Here is a 13,825-nt window from a genome sequence, read left to right on the forward strand (position 1 = left end):
GGCTCGCGGCGGGAGTCGCAACCCCCTCCGCGAACTACTTTCCCCCGCCGCGAGGGTTAGGACTTGCCGAGGAAGGCGAGCAGTGCCGCGTTCACCTCGTCGGCGTGGGTCCAGAGCAGGCCGTGCGGAGCGCCATCGACCTCCACGTACTCGGCCTCGGGGAAGACGCGGTGGAACTCGCGGCCCGACGCGTCGATCGGCAGGATCTGGTCCTTCGTGCCGTGCAGGATGAGGCTCGGCGTGCCCGAGGCGCGCACCTTCGCCACGTCGCCGCGGAAGTCCTCGATCCAGCTGGGCACCACACCGGCGGCGACGATGGCCGCGCTCGACGCGGCGACGTTCCAGCTGTTGCGCACCGCCTCCTCGCTGATGCGGCTGCCGAGGTTCTCGTCGAGGTTGTAGAAGTTCTGGTAGAAGCCCGTGAACCAGGCGAAACGGTCGGCGGATGCCGCCTGCTCGATGCCGTCGAAGACCTCGCGGGGAACGCCGGTCGGATTGTCGTCGGTCTGCAGCAGGAACGGCTCGAGTGAGGCGAGGAAAGCGAGCTTCGCCACCCGGTCGGCGCCGTGATTGGCGACGTAGCGGGCCAGTTCACCGGTGCCCATCGAGAATCCGACGAGCACGACATCCGTAAGGTCCAGGGTCGTCAGCACGGCGTCGAGGTCGGCCGCGAAGGTGTCGTAGTCGTACCCGACTGTCGGCTGGCTGGACTGGCCGAAGCCGCGTCGGTCGTAGGTGATCACGCGGTAACCGGCGGCGATGAGCACCTTCGTCTGGCGCTCCCAGGAATGCCCGTCGAGGGGATAGCCGTGGATGAGCACGACCGGCTGCCCAGATCCGTGGTCCTCGTAGTACAGCTCGATGTCCGTGGAGTTCTCCTGGCCGACGGTGATGTACGACATGTTGTTCCCTTCGTAGAAACCGAGAACGTCCGTTCTCGGCTGGTGCTCCAATCCTAGAGAACGTCGGTTCTCGATGCAAGGCGAACGACGGAACGGTTCGCGAACTTCAGTTGAACCGAGCACGCGCCCGAGTCCGCGATAATGAAACGATGCCACCAGCGCACCGATTCGACCTCGTCCTGCGGGCGGCATCCGTGCTCGTCGACGGACAGTTCAGCCCCGCCGACATCGGCGTCTCCGGCGGCCGGATCGCCGCGATCAGCTCCTCGCCGCTTGAGGGCGACGAGACCGTCACCCTCGCCGACGACGAGGTGCTCATCCCCGGGCTCGTCGACTCGCACGTGCACGTCAACGAACCGGGTCGCACCGAGTGGGAGGGCTTCGCGTCGGCGACCAGGGCCGCGGCCGCCGGCGGCGTCACGACGATCATCGACATGCCGCTCAACAGCATCCCGGCCACCGTCACGGTCGAGGCGCTCGCGACCAAGCGGGCGTCGGCCGCGCCGCAGTCGATCGTGGACGTCGGCTTCTGGGGCGGCGCGGTGCCGCAGAACCTCGGCACCCTCGAGAGCATGCACGACGCCGGAGTCTTCGGCTTCAAGGCCTTCCTCGCCCCCTCGGGCGTCGACGAGTTCGAGCACCTCGACGCCGCCCAGCTCGACCGGGCGCTCGAGGAGATCGCGGGGTTCGGCGGCCTGCTCATCGTGCACGCCGAGGACCCGGCCGTGCTCGACGCGCACGCGAACGCCGGAGGGGTCGACTACCGCCGGTTCGTCGACTCCCGCCCGGACGAGGCGGAAACCACGGCGATCGAACGGGTGATCGCCGGGGTGCGCCGCACCGGTGCTCGCGCGCACATCCTGCACCTGTCCTCGGCGATGGCCCTGCCCGCCCTGCGCGCCGCCCGCGCCGAAGGGCTGCCGATCACGGTGGAGACCTGCCCGCACTACCTGGCGTTCGCGGCGGAGCGGATCCCGGATGCCGCGACGCAGTTCAAGTGCTGCCCGCCCATCCGGTCGGACGCCAACCGCGACGCGCTCTGGCAGGCGCTGCTCGACGGCGACATCGACATCGTCGTCACCGACCACAGCCCGAGCACCGCGGCCCTCAAGTTCGCGCACGGCGGCGACTTCGGACTCGCCTGGGGCGGCATCGCCGGCCTGCAGGTCGGGCTCGCGGCGGTCTGGACCGAGGCGCACGCGCGCGGCATCCCGCTCGAGCGCGTGCTCGGCTGGATGTCGACCGGCCCGGCGGATCTCGTGGGCCTGCCCGGCAAGGGCCGCATCGCCGTGGGAGCGGCTGCCGACCTCGTCGCCTTCGCGCCGAACGAGAGCTTCACGGTGCACGCCGAGGCCCTGCAGCACCGGAACCCGGTGAGCGCGTACGACGGCGCGAGCCTTCGCGGCGTCGCACGGCGCACCTGGCTCGCCGGGAACCCGGTGTCGACAGCACCGGATGCCGCGCCCAGCGGACGCCTGCTCGAGGCCGGCCGATGAGCCCTGTCGGCACGCTGCGGAAACATCGCCGTCACATTGATTTGGCACAATCGGGCATGGCAATAATCCTGGGCGACCACCAGTACGGAAAGGCCGAATCGCGGCTCGTTCGCATCTACCGCGACCAGCCGCGACACGAGATCCGCGACCTCAACGTGACGACGGCGCTTCGCGGGCCGTTCGATCCGGCCTACCTCGTCGGCGACCAGTCCGACGTGCTGCCGACCGACACGCAGAAGAACACCGCATACGCCTTCGCCCGGTCGAAGGGCGTCTCCTCGATGGAGCACTTCGGACTGGATCTGGCCCGGCACTTCGTGACCGACATCGGGCCGGTGGAGGGCGCCCGCATCGAGATCGAGGAGTACGCCTGGCAGCGAGCGATCGTCGACGGCGTCGAGCACGACCACACCTGGACGCGCAGCGGGCAGGAGGTGCGCACGGCGGCGGTCACCGTCGACGCGACCGGCGAGTACGTGGTCGGCGGGTTCAAGGATCTCGTGCTGCTGAAGTCCACCGGCTCCGAGTTCGCGGGCTTCCTCACCGACGAGTACACGACCCTGCCCGAGACCCACGACCGAGTGATGGCGACCTCCCTCGTGGCCAAGTGGCGGTTCACCAGCACCGACGTGCCGTGGGACGAGGTGTACGCCGGCGTCAAGGCGATCATGATCAAGGAGTTCGCCGTGCTGCAGTCACTCGCTCTCCAGCAGACTCTCTGGCACATGGGCAAGGCCGTGCTCGAGGCCTTCCCCTCGATCGCCGAGGTGCGCCTGACCGCGCCCAACAAGCACCATTTCGTGGTGGACCTCTCCCCCTTCGGGCTCGAGAACCCCGGCGAGGTCTTCTTCGCCGCCGACCGGCCGTACGGGCTCATCGAGGCGACGGTGTTGCGCGACGATGCACCGGATGCGCACGAGGCCTGGCGATCATCCGCGGGTCTCGCATGACCGCGGCGCCGACCGACGCCGCGTGGCTCGCGCGCACGATCGAGCTCGCCACCGAGAACGTGGCGAACGGCGGCGGGCCGTTCGGTGCCCTCATGGTGAAGGACGGCGCGCTGCTGGCCGAGGGCCAGAACCGGGTGACCGCCACGCTCGATCCGACCGCCCACGCGGAGGTGGTGGCCATCCGCGCCGCGTGCCTCGCCATCGGCGACTTCTCGCTCGCCGGCGCGACGCTCTACACGTCCTGCGAACCGTGCCCGCTCTGCCTCTCGGCTGCGCTCTGGGCCCGCGTCGACCGGGTCGTGTTCGCGGCCGACCGCCACGACGCCGCGCGCGGCGGATTCGACGACCTCGAGTTCTACGAGCTGTTCAGCCGGGATCGGGCCAGCTGGCCGATGCCGGTCGTCGCCGTGCGGCCAGACAACTCCCAGGAGCCGTTCGACGCGTGGCTCGCCCAGGACGGCCGAACCGACTACTGAGCCGCGGGAGGAGCACACTGGGAACATGACGTTCCGGCGTCACCCAGCGAAGGGAGCGACGACATGCAGAAGTCCTCACTCATTGCTCTTGCTCGGCACGAACTGGCGCAGGCACTCGACGCCCCGAGCGGGCGCAGTTCGAGCACCGTGTTCGGCGGGCACGAGCATCAGCTCCGTCAGACGCTCATCGCCCTGCGGGCAGGCGAGAGCCTCGCCGAGCACGAGAACCCGGGAGAGGCCACCCTGCAGGTGCTCGTCGGCCGAGTGCTGCTGCGGTCCGGGGACGTCTCGTGGAACGGTTCGGTCGGCGACCTGATGATCATGCCGGAGGGGCGCCATTCGGTGGATGCCGTGGAGGACTCGGTCATGCTCCTCACGGTGGTGAAGAGGCGGTGAAGAGGCGGCGACCGTGGTCAGCTGCCGCGGTACGTCGAGTAGCCGAACGGGCTGAGCAGCAGCGGAACGTGATAGTGCGCCGAGGCGTCCGCGAGGTCGAAGTCGATGCTCACGCGCGGGTAGAAGGTGGGAGTGGCCGTCGCGGCGAAGTAGGCTGCCGTGTCGAAGACGAGACGGTACGCACCGGCCGGGAGGGCATCCGGTCCGAGTTCGCCCGCCCGCCCGTCGGCGCCGGTCACCGCGGAGCCGAGCAGGCTGCCATCCTCGCTCTCGAGCGACACGGCGACCCCCGACGCCGGCCGGCCGAGCGCCGCGTCGAGAACGTGCGTGGTGACGTGGCTCACGGGAGCTCCCGCCCGTAGATCTTCTCGAGCCGGATGAGGGCGATCTCCCGGAGCTGTTCTCCCACGATCTCGAGCTCGGTGCTGTTCGGCAGCTCGAGGCGCCGCTCGAGTTCCTCGAGAATCTCGGCGCGAGTGCGTCCGGCCGCACGGATGATGAAGACGCGCCCGAAGCGATCCTCGTATGCCCCGTTGCCGGCGGCGATCGCCGCGGCGAGCCCGGACTCGCTCTCGTCTTCGCCCAGTCCGGCCTGCTCGCTGCGGCTGAAGTCCTGGGCGGCGCCCTCGCCCTGCGGCTTCTCGCCGATGCGCGGATGGTGCGCGATGGCCTCGTCGATCTCGGCTGGGCTCAGCGGCGTGGCCGCGTCGTGGGCCACGGCGAGCAACTGGGCGACGTCGTCGAAGGGGGCCGCGAGCACGACATCGTCGATCCAGCGCTGCACGGAGAGGCACGCTCTGAGATTCTCGCGGAGTTCGCTGAGGGGGATTTCCATCATGGTCTGCCTAACATTACCCATGGCCGACACCGCAGTGCCCGAAGTCGCAGGCGTCGTCCTCGCGGCGGGAGCCGGCACGCGCATCGGCAGCCCCAAGGCGCTTCTGCACACCGCGGACGGCGAGCCGTGGCTCGCCCGGGCGGCTACCCTGCTGCGCGCGGCCGGCTGTGATCCGGTGATCGCGGTGCTCGGCGCCCGCGCGGCCGAGGCGGCGCCACTCGTGCCGTCCGGGGTCGCGGTGGTCGTCGCGGATCGCTGGGCGGACGGCATGGCCGAGTCGCTGCGCGTGGGCCTTGCCGCCGCAGCGGAGACGGATGCCGTGGCCGCGCTCATCACGCTCGTCGACCTGCCGGACCTGCCGCTCGTCGTCGCCCTCCGAGTGCTCGGCGACGACGCGCGCGCCTCGACGCTGCGCCAGGCCGTCTTCGACGGCCGGCCGGGGCATCCGGTGCTCATCGGGCGGTCGCACTGGGCCGCGGTGGGTGCCGAGGTCGCAGGCGACCGGGGCGCGCGCTCCTACCTCGTGGCGCACGGCGTGACCGAGGTCGAGTGCGGCGACCTCTTCGACGGCCGCGACATCGACCGGGCCCGATATCGATAGGGACTGACATCGATCGGGACCGACTCTTCGCGTGTCAATTCGACCTGGTGTCACGCCGAATTGACACAACGAAAACGAAGGTCCGATACCGGAAGGAGCCCCGGTCATGGCCCTTCGAGCTCTCCGAGCCGATCGTAGGCGGCGCCGATTCCGGCGATCCGCTCGCGTCCCTCGCGCAGCCGAGCCCCGAGCACGGCCGCCGAGAGCACGCTCACCAGGCTCGTCGCCGCCGCGTAGCTGTCGAAGGCCGAGACGCTGTCGACCGGGCATTCGAGGAGGTGATCGACATCGGACGCGAAGCGGCGGCCGGTGGAGTCCGTGAGCAGCACCGAGCGGGCCGGCGCCGACGACACCGCCGCGACGAGCCGGGCGAACGCCTCGGGGCGGCGGCGGAACCCCACGAGGACGACCACGTCGTCCGGCGCCAGGGAGACGAGTTCCTCGCCGAGGGACTGGCCGGGCAGCGGCGCGAGCTCCACGCCGTCCCGCGCCTGGGCGAGCTGCTGGCGCAGGTGCAGGGCCACCGGATAGCTGTTGCGGAAGCCGATCACGAGCACCCGCTTCGCCGAGGCGATGAGCGCCGCCGCCGGCTCGAGCTTCGGAGCGGCGAGCGCCGCGCGCAGGTTGGCCACCTCCCGCTCGAGGTGGGCGGTGACGCTCATCGGAGCGTCCGTCGCGATCGGCGTGCCCGCCGCCCGCAGCCCGCGCACGTGGTCGCGCAACTCCTCGGCGCTGCCGAACCCGAGCCGGCGGTAGAGCCGGCTGATGGTGGCCTTCGACACCCCACTGAGCCGCGCCACCTCGGTGGCGTTGTAGATGGCGAGGTCGGCGAGGTGGTCGCGCAGGAAGTCGGCGGCGCGCTGCTCCTGCGGGGACAGCTCGCCGTAGCCCTGCTCGATCCGGGCGAGGAGGCCGGGCGTCACGACCGGGCCGCCCGGGCGAGAACGGCCGCGTGCAGCGCGTCGACAGCAAGCGCGACATCCTCGAGCAGCACGGATTCGTCGGCGTGGTGGCTGATGCCTCCCCGGCAGCGCACGAAGAGCATGCCGACGTCCGTGACGGCGGCGACCGCCATCGCGTCGTGGCCGGCGATGCTGTGCAGCTCGAGGGGGTCGGTGTCGCCCGTCCAGCGCACGCCCGCGCGGATCACCTCGCGCAACTCCGGGGCGCACTGCACGGCCGGGGCCGAGTGGGTCTCGGCGACGGCAACGCCCAGGCCGCGGTCCGCGGCGATACGCTCGATCTCGGCCAGGATGGCCAGCCAGGTGCGGTCCCGGCCCTCGACCGTCTCGTCGCGCAGGTCGAGGCTGAACTCGGCGGTACCCGGAATCACGTTCACGGCATCCGGCTCCACGGAGATGTGCCCGACAGTGGCCGGGCTGCCGTGCTCGCGTGCGATCCGCTCGATGGCGAGGATCGCCTCGCTGGCCCCGAGCAGGGCGTCGTGCCGGAGGTTCCACGGGGTTGCGCAGTGCCGAGCCTCGCCGGTGAGGGTCACGAGTAGTCGGCGCGCGGCCGCGATCGAGGTTACGACGCCGAGGGCTCGGCCTGCGTCCTCGAGCAGCGGCCCCTGCTCGATGTGCGCCTCGAGGTAGCCGACGAGGGAGGCCGGGTCGCGGGCCGCGTCCCCGATGCGTTCCGGATCGAGGCCGAACGCGGTCGCCGCGTCGCCGAGGGTGATGCCGTCGTTGTCCACGAGTCCGGCCCACTCCGGTCGCCAGGTGCCGGCGAGGGCGCGGGAGCCGAGCAGGGTGGCGCCGAAGCGCGTGCCCTCCTCGTCGCCGAACGCCACGACCTCCAGGGCGAACGGCAGCTCGCCTGCCGGCACTCGGGAGGCCACGGCGATCGCCGCGAGCACACCGAGGATGCCGTCGTAGCGCCCGGCGCCCGGCACGGTGTCGAGGTGGGAGCCGAGCAGCAGCGCGGGCAGTCCGGGGCTCGAGCCTTCGAGCCGGCCGCACAGGTTGCCCGCCGGGTCCTGCCAGGGAGCGAGGCCGGCCCCGCGCATCCACTCCGCTGCGAGCTCGTTGACCGCCCGATGCTCCGCGGACAGGTAGACCCGTTCGATACCGGTCTCACGGGAGCTGTGCGTCGCGAGCTCGTCGCAGCGGTCGAGGATGACCCGGGCAATGGCGAGCTGGGCGGTGGTGAGCGTCATCGCTCGCCGTAGAAGTCGATGGCCGCGCCGACGCCGCCGCCGGCGGTCACCGGGACGCCGCCCCGCCGCAGCACCTGCTCGAGCGCGGCGAGGGTCGTGAGCACCGTGTCCCGCCGGGCGTTGTAGCCCATGGTGCCGATGCGCCAGACCCGGCCGTGCAGCGGCCCGAATGAGGTGCCGATCTCGATGCCGTAGTCGGTGAGCAGGGCGGCCCGGGCGGCGTCGCCGTCGATGCCGGCCGGGATCTCCACGCCGACCACGTTGTTCATCCGCGCCCCCTGGTCGCCGAAGAGGTCGAGTCCGAGGCCGCCGAGGCCGGCGACCATCGCCGAGCCGTGCAGCCGATGGCGCTCCACCGCCTCGGGGATCCCCTCCTCCACGAGCAGCCGGGCGCACTCGCGGGCGCCGTAGAGCATCGACGTCGCCTCCGTGTGGTGGTTGAGCCGCTTGGGTCCCCAGTAGTCGAGGATCATCGCCAGGTCGAAGTAGTTGGAGCGGATGGGGCTCGCGCTCACCGCGTCGCCGACCGAGCGGATGCCCGCCTCGATGCTCTTGCGCGCGTTCACCGCCTCGACCGCGCGCTCCGACAGGGTGATCGGGGCGCTGCCGGACGGCCCGGCGAGGCACTTCTGCAGCCCGGCCGTGGCGACGTCGATGCCCCAGGCATCCACCTCGAAGGCGTTGCCGCCGAGGGATGCCGTGGCATCCGTGTACAGGATCGCCCCGTGCTTCGCGCAGAGGGCACCGAGCTCCTCGAGCGGCTGGGCGAGCGTCGTGGACGTGTCGCCGTGCACGATCGCGACGAGCTTCGGCCTCGTCTCGACGATCGCCCGCTCGATCTCGGCCGGAGTGAACACCGTGCCCCACTCCCGCTCGACCACGTGCACCTCCGCCCCGCACCTCTCGGCGATCTCGCGCAGCAGGTGCCCGAATCGCCCGAAGACGGGCACGAGCACTCGGTCGCCCGGCTCGATGAGCGAGACGAGGGCAGCCTCGATGCCGGCGCGGGAGGTGCCGTCGACGACGAGGGTGGCGGCGTTTGCGGTGCGGAAGACTCCCCGGTAGAGCCCCATCGTCTCGTTCATGTACGCGGTCATCGCCGGGTCGTACTGGCCGACGAGCTGCGCGGACATGGCGCGCAGCACGCGCGGGTCCGCGTTGATCGGGCCCGGCCCCATGAGCAGCCGCTGGGGGGGGTTGATCTGGTGCGACACTGTGGGCCCTTCCGCAACGTGAGTCAGATGTTTCAGATCCTGATTCTACGGAACGGATGTTTCAGCCGGGTTTCGGCCGCCCGGTCAGTCGCTCGCGAGTGTGCGCGCGATGAACCGGTCGAATCCACGGTCGCCGAGCACCCGCCGAAGCAGGATGATGGGGCCGGCGCCGCCACCGACCGCGTACCGGGTGCGCGGCCTCCGGCTCTGCACTGCCCGGCCGATGGCCTTTGCCACGACGATCGGTTCGGACGCGAGCCGTCCGTCGTTGGCCGCGCGGAACGAGCGGACCATGCCCCTCGCCTGCTCACTGTAGACGGTTCCGGCCGATGTCGACTCGAGCCCGTCGGCGGAGATTGCCGCCCATTCGCTGCGGATGATTCCCGGCTCGATGATCACGACCTTGATGCCGAACGGGGCCACCTCCACCCGGAGGCTGTCGCTGAGGCCCTCGACCGCGAACTTGGTGGCGTGGTACCAGCTTCCGAGCGGCTCCCAGATCTTGCCGCCCATCGAGGAGATGTTCACGATGTAGCCGTCCTTCTGCGCGCGCATGTGCGGCAGCACGAGCTGCGTGAGCCTGGCCAGCCCGAAGATGTTCACCTCGAACTGGCGGCGAGCCTCGGCCATCGGAACGTCCTCGAGCGCGCCGTACGAGCCGTACCCGGCGTTGTTGACGAGCACGTCGATCCGGCCGGTGTCGGCAACGATCTCGTTCACCAGCGTCACCATCGAGGCGTCGTCCGTCACATCCACGGCCACCGGGCGGATGCCCAGCGCGGCGAGCCCGCTCATCCGCTCGGTGCGCCTCGCCGCCGCGTACACGGTGTAGCCGAGCTCGTTCAGGTGGCGTGCGGTGACCTCGCCGATTCCCGACGATGCGCCGGTGACGAGAGCGACTTTCCTGGCCATGATGGTGTCCTTCTGTGGGAGGTGTGTGAACCGAATAGGTAGGTAACTATCCGGATTATTACTTACCCTGACACACCTCGACGGGTTCGTCAATATCTGGTTGGTTACCTTGTATGATGAGGGCATGCCGCCCGACGCCACCGAAACCAAGCGTCGAATTCTCGCCGCCGCCCGCGCCGAGTTCGCCGAGTACGGGCTGGCCGGCGCCCGCGTGGACCGCATCGCCGAGACCGCCAGTGCCAACAAGCGCTCGATCTACGTGCACTTCGGGGTGAAGGAGAGGCTGTTCGACATCGTGATCGAGCAGACCATCGCGCAACTCGAGGTCGAGGTGCCATTCACCGCCGACGACCTCCCCGGCTACGGGGGTGCGCTCTTCGACTTCATCGTTGCCAACCCGCTGCTCGGCCGCGTGTCGGTGTGGGCCCAACTCGAGCGCGCCGAGGCGACGGCCGTCGAGACCACGGCCTACGCCGCGAAGGTCGCGGCGCTCACGGCGCAGGGGGATGCGGAAGCCGTTGACACCCTCGCACTCGCCCTCGGCCTCGTCACCTCCTGGTTCATGGCCAGCCCCGCGCTGCGGGCGGCCGCGAGCGACGAGCCATGGTCAGACAAGCGACTTCGCGAGCACCGCGCGGCGCTGACCGCCGCGATCGCCGCGCTGCAGTCCCGAGCCGCGCTGCGGTCCCGAGCGGCGCTACAGTCCCGACGCTCCTGACCAGGCACAGCCCCCATCGACGACGAGCCTCTACACGACATAATCTCGCGATAGCCGGTGCCGGAGTATGGTGACGGCATGAGCATCGAGCACACCCCGGTCGGCCGGACGCTGGCCGCATACGCGGCCGCGGTCAACGCCAAAGACGTCGACGCGTTCGCCGCGATCTACGACGACGACGTGCACATCTTCGATTCTTGGGGCCGGTGGCAGTACTCCGGAATCGACGAGTGGCGCGCGATGGCCACCGGCTGGTTCGAGTCGCTCGGCGACGAGACGGTCGAGGTCGGGTTCGCCGATCTCCGGTCGGTGGTGGGGGACGACGTGGCGTTCGGGCACGCGGCGGTGACCTTCACCGGGATCTCCGCGACCGCGGAGCGCGAGCGCGCCATGACCAACCGGCTCAGCATCGGCCTGCACAAGAAAGACGGCGTCTGGAAGGTCGTGCACGAGCACACCTCGCTGCCGATCGACATGGAGAGCGGCTCGGCGATCTTCTCCCACTAGCCGAGGCTGAGTGCGAGCGCGACCCCGACGTCGATCAGCGACAGGTCGCTGTGCACCGGGCCGACCAGGCCGAACCCCACCGGGGCGGCCGACGAGGTCGGTGAGGCCACGGTGAGCACCGGCACGCTGAGCGCCGGACGCCCGGCGAGACCGGCGATGCAGGTGAGGCGAAGCGTGCTCGACCTGGCCTGCTCGAGTTCCTCGGCATCCGCGTCCACGAGCGGGGCGGCGGACGACGCGGACGGCAGCAGCAGGATGCGGTCGCCGAGCACGGAGTCGATGCGCTCCCGCGCGAGCCCGAGGGCCTGGCGGGCGAACTCCTCGGTCTCGGCGTCGATCGACTTCGCGAAGGCGAATCGCTCGGCGACGTCGTCGCCGAGCGCCCCCGGGTGCGCCTCGATCCACGCGCCGTGGGTGTGCCAGGCCTCGGCGGCCTGCACGGTGCGGAAGATCTCGAGCAGGTCGTCGGAGTCTGGAAGCTCGATCGACAGGATGTCGTCGGTGAAGTCGACGGCGGCGAGCGCGGAGAGCGCCTCCTCGAATGCCGCCCGCACCTCGTCGCCCGCCACGGCGGTCAGCCTCGGAGCCACGGCGAAGCGCGACTCGGCCGAGACGCGCTGCGCGCCCGCGAGGGACGCCGAGGCGGCGGCCCGCAGCGTCGCGCCGTCGCGGGTGAGCCAGCCGACCGTGTCGAAGGTGGGCGACAGGCCGAGCAGGCCATCCCGGCTGACGGAGCCATGGGTGGTGCGCAGGCCCCAGAGGCCCTGGCAGGAGGCGGGAACCCGAATCGAGCCGCCCGTGTCCGTGCCGAGACCGATCGACGACTGGCCGTTCGAGACCGCGGTCGCCGGGCCGCTCGACGAGCCGCCGGGGATCGCTCCGACCACCGCGGGGTTCTGCGGGGCGCCGTAGTGCGCGTTGAGCCCGGAGAGGCTGTAGGCGAATTCATCGGTGCGGGCGATGCCCTGCACGCTCGCCCCGGCGGCCAGGAGCGCGGTCACCGCCGTCGCATTGGTGACAACGCGGGGGCTCTCGGCGAGATACTGGGGCACGCCGGCCCCCACGGGGAAGCCGACGACGTCGAAGAGGTCCTTGACGGCGACACGGTGGCCGGAGAGCGGACCGGATGCGGCACCCTCGACGAGCGGGTCGCCGACGATCCGCCAGGTGGTGGCCGCGATGGCCGGCGCCGGGGCGCTCACCTGCGCCGCCTCGATGCGCCACTCGTCATCCGTGCGCGTCCACAACTGGGTCTGCTGGCCGCGACCGCCGTCGGCCGGGGCCGTGACGGCCACGACGAGGGCGGCGTCATCGCCGACCGGCAGCACGCGCACCTCGAGGATGTCCCGTTTCGGGGCCGCGGCCCGACCGCGGCGGAAGGCCGCGATCGCGTCGTGCCCGACGAGCAGCCCGCCGGCATCGCCGCGCAGCGTGTCCGGACCGGGGGCGAAGAGCGAATCGAGCGCGTCGACGTCGTTTTCGGTGAGGGCCCGCTCGTAGCTCCAGAAGGCGTCGAGCAAACCGCTCGGCTCCTCGGCGTCGCTGGGGATGGAAACTCGCACGTCAGTCATGAAAATCTCCCTTTCTGATGCGCGCATGCGCACCCTTGACGAGATCGACGACTTGGGAAATGTTGAAGTCGGTTGCTGCACTCAGGTAGGCGTAGGCGTGGGCAGCATCCATGCCGTATCGCGCCTGCAGCAGGCCGATGGCGGCCCGCACGCAATTCTGCACCGCTTCGTCCAGATCGGGGCTAAGACCCGTCGGTATCAGCAAATCGGCCGTTTCGGCGAGCGGGCCGACCTGGCGCCCGAACTGCCCGAGCGCGTCCGCCTCGGAGAGCACGTCGAACCGTAGGGTCACCCGCAGCGACGCCTCCATCGCGGTGAGCGCGACCTCCCCGTCGCCCTGCGCGAAGTGCGGGTCGCCCACGTAGGCGAGGGCTCCGGCAACCTGCACCGGCAGGTAGAGAGTGCTGCCGACGGCGAGCAGGTTGATGTCGATGTTGCCGCCGTGCGCGCCCGGCGGCACAGAGTGCGGCCGCGAGCCACCGGCCACCGCGACGCCCATGATGCCAAGGAATGGCGCGAGCGGGAACCGCACCGAGTGCGCCCCGCCGAGCACGCGGGGCAGGGTGCCGTGCTCGCCGTCGACCGCGGCGAACACGCTGACCGTGCCGGCGGCGAGCGGGTACTCGCCGGGCAGGGCTCCCCGACCGTGCCGGTTCGACACCACGCCGTATGGCACGCGCGGCAGGGTCTCGAGCACGGTGATCGCGAGCAGGTCCCCGGGCACGGCGCCGCGCACGTGGATCGGGCCGGTCACGACGTGCGGACCGTCGACGGCCGGATCCCGCGGATGATCGGACGCGGCGAGCGCGATCGCGTCCAGGAGCACGTCTTCGCGCCGCACGCCGAATCCCCCGAAGAAGGCGACAGGATCCCGCCCCTGGTCTTCGAGCACGCCCTCGTGGCTGAGGGTGTCGATCGTCACCTCGGTGCCGGAGTCGATCGTGAGCACCGGGCTGTCCGTCGCGCACGGAAGGCGTCCCCAGAGCACCGCGGACGGATCGGCCGGCAGGTAGATCGCCGATCGGATCGGACCCTGGCCGGGTTGGAGCGCCCGTGTGTGCTGCATTGCCCACCGTCCCTTCGAAG

16 protein-coding genes are annotated in these 13,825 nt (G+C 70.8%); 7 read left to right on the plus strand and 9 right to left on the minus strand.

Annotated features, from left to right (window positions below; translation table 11 throughout):
- Window positions 1-56: 56 nt before the first annotated feature.
- The gene (locus VIM54_RS02275; protein ID WP_331898810.1) at window positions 57-902 is read right to left on the minus strand and encodes an alpha/beta hydrolase; all 846 of its coding nucleotides are present in this window, start codon (window positions 900-902) and stop codon (window positions 57-59) included.
- Window positions 903-1,051: 149 nt separating this feature from the next.
- Here VIM54_RS02275 and allB point away from each other — a divergent pair, with 149 nt between their 5' ends.
- The 4 genes from allB (at window position 1,052) to VIM54_RS02295 (ending at window position 4,220) form a co-directional block, all read left to right on the plus strand.
- Complete coding sequence (gene allB, locus VIM54_RS02280) at window positions 1,052-2,398, plus strand: allantoinase AllB (protein WP_331898812.1); 1,347 nt, start codon at window positions 1,052-1,054, stop codon at window positions 2,396-2,398.
- A gap of 56 nt (window positions 2,399-2,454) precedes the next feature.
- Window positions 2,455-3,348: a factor-independent urate hydroxylase gene (gene pucL / locus VIM54_RS02285; protein WP_331898814.1), complete on the plus strand. Its 894-nt coding sequence runs from the start codon at window positions 2,455-2,457 to the stop codon at window positions 3,346-3,348.
- Window positions 3,345-3,824: a nucleoside deaminase gene (locus VIM54_RS02290; protein ID WP_331898816.1), complete on the plus strand. Its 480-nt coding sequence runs from the start codon at window positions 3,345-3,347 to the stop codon at window positions 3,822-3,824. The genes pucL and VIM54_RS02290 overlap by 4 nt, the downstream gene beginning before the upstream one ends.
- 63 nt (window positions 3,825-3,887) lie before the next feature.
- Window positions 3,888-4,220: a cupin domain-containing protein gene (locus VIM54_RS02295; RefSeq protein WP_331898818.1), complete on the plus strand. Its 333-nt coding sequence runs from the start codon at window positions 3,888-3,890 to the stop codon at window positions 4,218-4,220.
- A gap of 17 nt (window positions 4,221-4,237) precedes the next feature.
- On the opposite strand, the gene uraH is transcribed toward VIM54_RS02295, so the two are convergent.
- Complete coding sequence (gene uraH, locus VIM54_RS02300) at window positions 4,238-4,564, minus strand: hydroxyisourate hydrolase (protein WP_331898820.1); 327 nt, start codon at window positions 4,562-4,564, stop codon at window positions 4,238-4,240.
- The gene (gene uraD / locus VIM54_RS02305) at window positions 4,561-5,058 is read right to left on the minus strand and encodes a 2-oxo-4-hydroxy-4-carboxy-5-ureidoimidazoline decarboxylase (protein ID WP_331898822.1); all 498 of its coding nucleotides are present in this window, start codon (window positions 5,056-5,058) and stop codon (window positions 4,561-4,563) included. Before uraD ends, uraH begins: the two co-directional genes overlap by 4 nt.
- Before the next feature lie 19 nt (window positions 5,059-5,077).
- Here uraD and VIM54_RS02310 point away from each other — a divergent pair, with 19 nt between their 5' ends.
- On the plus strand, window positions 5,078-5,659 hold the full coding sequence (locus tag VIM54_RS02310; RefSeq protein WP_331898823.1) for a nucleotidyltransferase family protein: 582 nt from the start codon (window positions 5,078-5,080) through the stop codon (window positions 5,657-5,659).
- Between the two features lie 104 nt (window positions 5,660-5,763).
- On the opposite strand, the gene VIM54_RS02315 is transcribed toward VIM54_RS02310, so the two are convergent.
- The 4 genes from VIM54_RS02315 to VIM54_RS02330 form a co-directional block, all read right to left on the minus strand.
- Complete coding sequence (locus VIM54_RS02315) at window positions 5,764-6,582, minus strand: MurR/RpiR family transcriptional regulator (protein WP_331898824.1); 819 nt, start codon at window positions 6,580-6,582, stop codon at window positions 5,764-5,766.
- A complete protein-coding gene (locus tag VIM54_RS02320; protein WP_331898825.1) occupies window positions 6,579-7,817 on the minus strand; it encodes an allantoate amidohydrolase in 1,239 nt (412 codons plus the stop codon). Before VIM54_RS02320 ends, VIM54_RS02315 begins: the two co-directional genes overlap by 4 nt.
- Window positions 7,814-8,995, minus strand: coding sequence for an alanine--glyoxylate aminotransferase family protein (locus VIM54_RS02325; RefSeq protein ID WP_331898901.1), 1,182 nt, complete (start codon window positions 8,993-8,995; stop codon window positions 7,814-7,816). Before VIM54_RS02325 ends, VIM54_RS02320 begins: the two co-directional genes overlap by 4 nt.
- A gap of 120 nt (window positions 8,996-9,115) precedes the next feature.
- A complete protein-coding gene (locus VIM54_RS02330) occupies window positions 9,116-9,943 on the minus strand; it encodes an oxidoreductase (RefSeq protein ID WP_331898827.1) in 828 nt (275 codons plus the stop codon).
- A gap of 124 nt (window positions 9,944-10,067) precedes the next feature.
- Here VIM54_RS02330 and VIM54_RS02335 point away from each other — a divergent pair, with 124 nt between their 5' ends.
- Entirely contained in the window at window positions 10,068-10,661 is a 594-nt protein-coding gene (locus VIM54_RS02335) for a TetR/AcrR family transcriptional regulator (protein WP_331898829.1), read from the plus strand.
- Between the two features lie 78 nt (window positions 10,662-10,739).
- Window positions 10,740-11,168, plus strand: coding sequence for an SgcJ/EcaC family oxidoreductase (locus VIM54_RS02340; RefSeq protein WP_331898831.1), 429 nt, complete (start codon window positions 10,740-10,742; stop codon window positions 11,166-11,168).
- Here the strand turns inward: VIM54_RS02340 and VIM54_RS02345 are convergent.
- Complete coding sequence (locus tag VIM54_RS02345; protein WP_331898833.1) at window positions 11,165-12,739, minus strand: AtzH-like domain-containing protein; 1,575 nt, start codon at window positions 12,737-12,739, stop codon at window positions 11,165-11,167. The two genes, VIM54_RS02340 and VIM54_RS02345, sit on opposite strands and share 4 nt — an antisense overlap.
- On the minus strand, window positions 12,732-13,805 hold the full coding sequence (locus tag VIM54_RS02350; RefSeq protein ID WP_331898835.1) for an acetamidase/formamidase family protein: 1,074 nt from the start codon (window positions 13,803-13,805) through the stop codon (window positions 12,732-12,734). The genes VIM54_RS02345 and VIM54_RS02350 overlap by 8 nt, the downstream gene beginning before the upstream one ends.
- Window positions 13,806-13,825: the final 20 nt, after the last annotated feature.

This window comes from Lacisediminihabitans sp., from assembly GCF_036569425.1.
GTDB lineage: Bacteria > Actinomycetota > Actinomycetes > Actinomycetales > Microbacteriaceae > Lacisediminihabitans.

Bases quoted from the DNA above. Each gene is read 5' to 3' on its own strand.
- VIM54_RS02275 (WP_331898810.1), bottom strand. From the start codon at position 902: ATGTCGTACATCACCGTCGGCCAGGAGAACTCCACGGACATCGAGCTG.
- allB (WP_331898812.1), top strand. From the start codon at position 1,052: ATGCCACCAGCGCACCGATTCGACCTCGTCCTGCGGGCGGCATCCGTG.
- pucL (WP_331898814.1), top strand. From the start codon at position 2,455: ATGGCAATAATCCTGGGCGACCACCAGTACGGAAAGGCCGAATCGCGG.
- VIM54_RS02290 (WP_331898816.1), top strand. From the start codon at position 3,345: ATGACCGCGGCGCCGACCGACGCCGCGTGGCTCGCGCGCACGATCGAG.
- VIM54_RS02295 (WP_331898818.1), top strand. From the start codon at position 3,888: ATGCAGAAGTCCTCACTCATTGCTCTTGCTCGGCACGAACTGGCGCAG.
- uraD (WP_331898822.1), bottom strand. From the start codon at position 5,058: ATGATGGAAATCCCCCTCAGCGAACTCCGCGAGAATCTCAGAGCGTGC.
- VIM54_RS02310 (WP_331898823.1), top strand. From the start codon at position 5,078: ATGGCCGACACCGCAGTGCCCGAAGTCGCAGGCGTCGTCCTCGCGGCG.
- VIM54_RS02320 (WP_331898825.1), bottom strand. From the start codon at position 7,817: ATGACGCTCACCACCGCCCAGCTCGCCATTGCCCGGGTCATCCTCGAC.
- VIM54_RS02325 (WP_331898901.1), bottom strand. From the start codon at position 8,995: ATGGGGCCGGGCCCGATCAACGCGGACCCGCGCGTGCTGCGCGCCATG.
- VIM54_RS02330 (WP_331898827.1), bottom strand. From the start codon at position 9,943: ATGGCCAGGAAAGTCGCTCTCGTCACCGGCGCATCGTCGGGAATCGGC.
- VIM54_RS02335 (WP_331898829.1), top strand. From the start codon at position 10,068: ATGCCGCCCGACGCCACCGAAACCAAGCGTCGAATTCTCGCCGCCGCC.
- VIM54_RS02340 (WP_331898831.1), top strand. From the start codon at position 10,740: ATGAGCATCGAGCACACCCCGGTCGGCCGGACGCTGGCCGCATACGCG.
- VIM54_RS02345 (WP_331898833.1), bottom strand. From the start codon at position 12,739: ATGACTGACGTGCGAGTTTCCATCCCCAGCGACGCCGAGGAGCCGAGC.
- VIM54_RS02350 (WP_331898835.1), bottom strand. From the start codon at position 13,805: ATGCAGCACACACGGGCGCTCCAACCCGGCCAGGGTCCGATCCGATCG.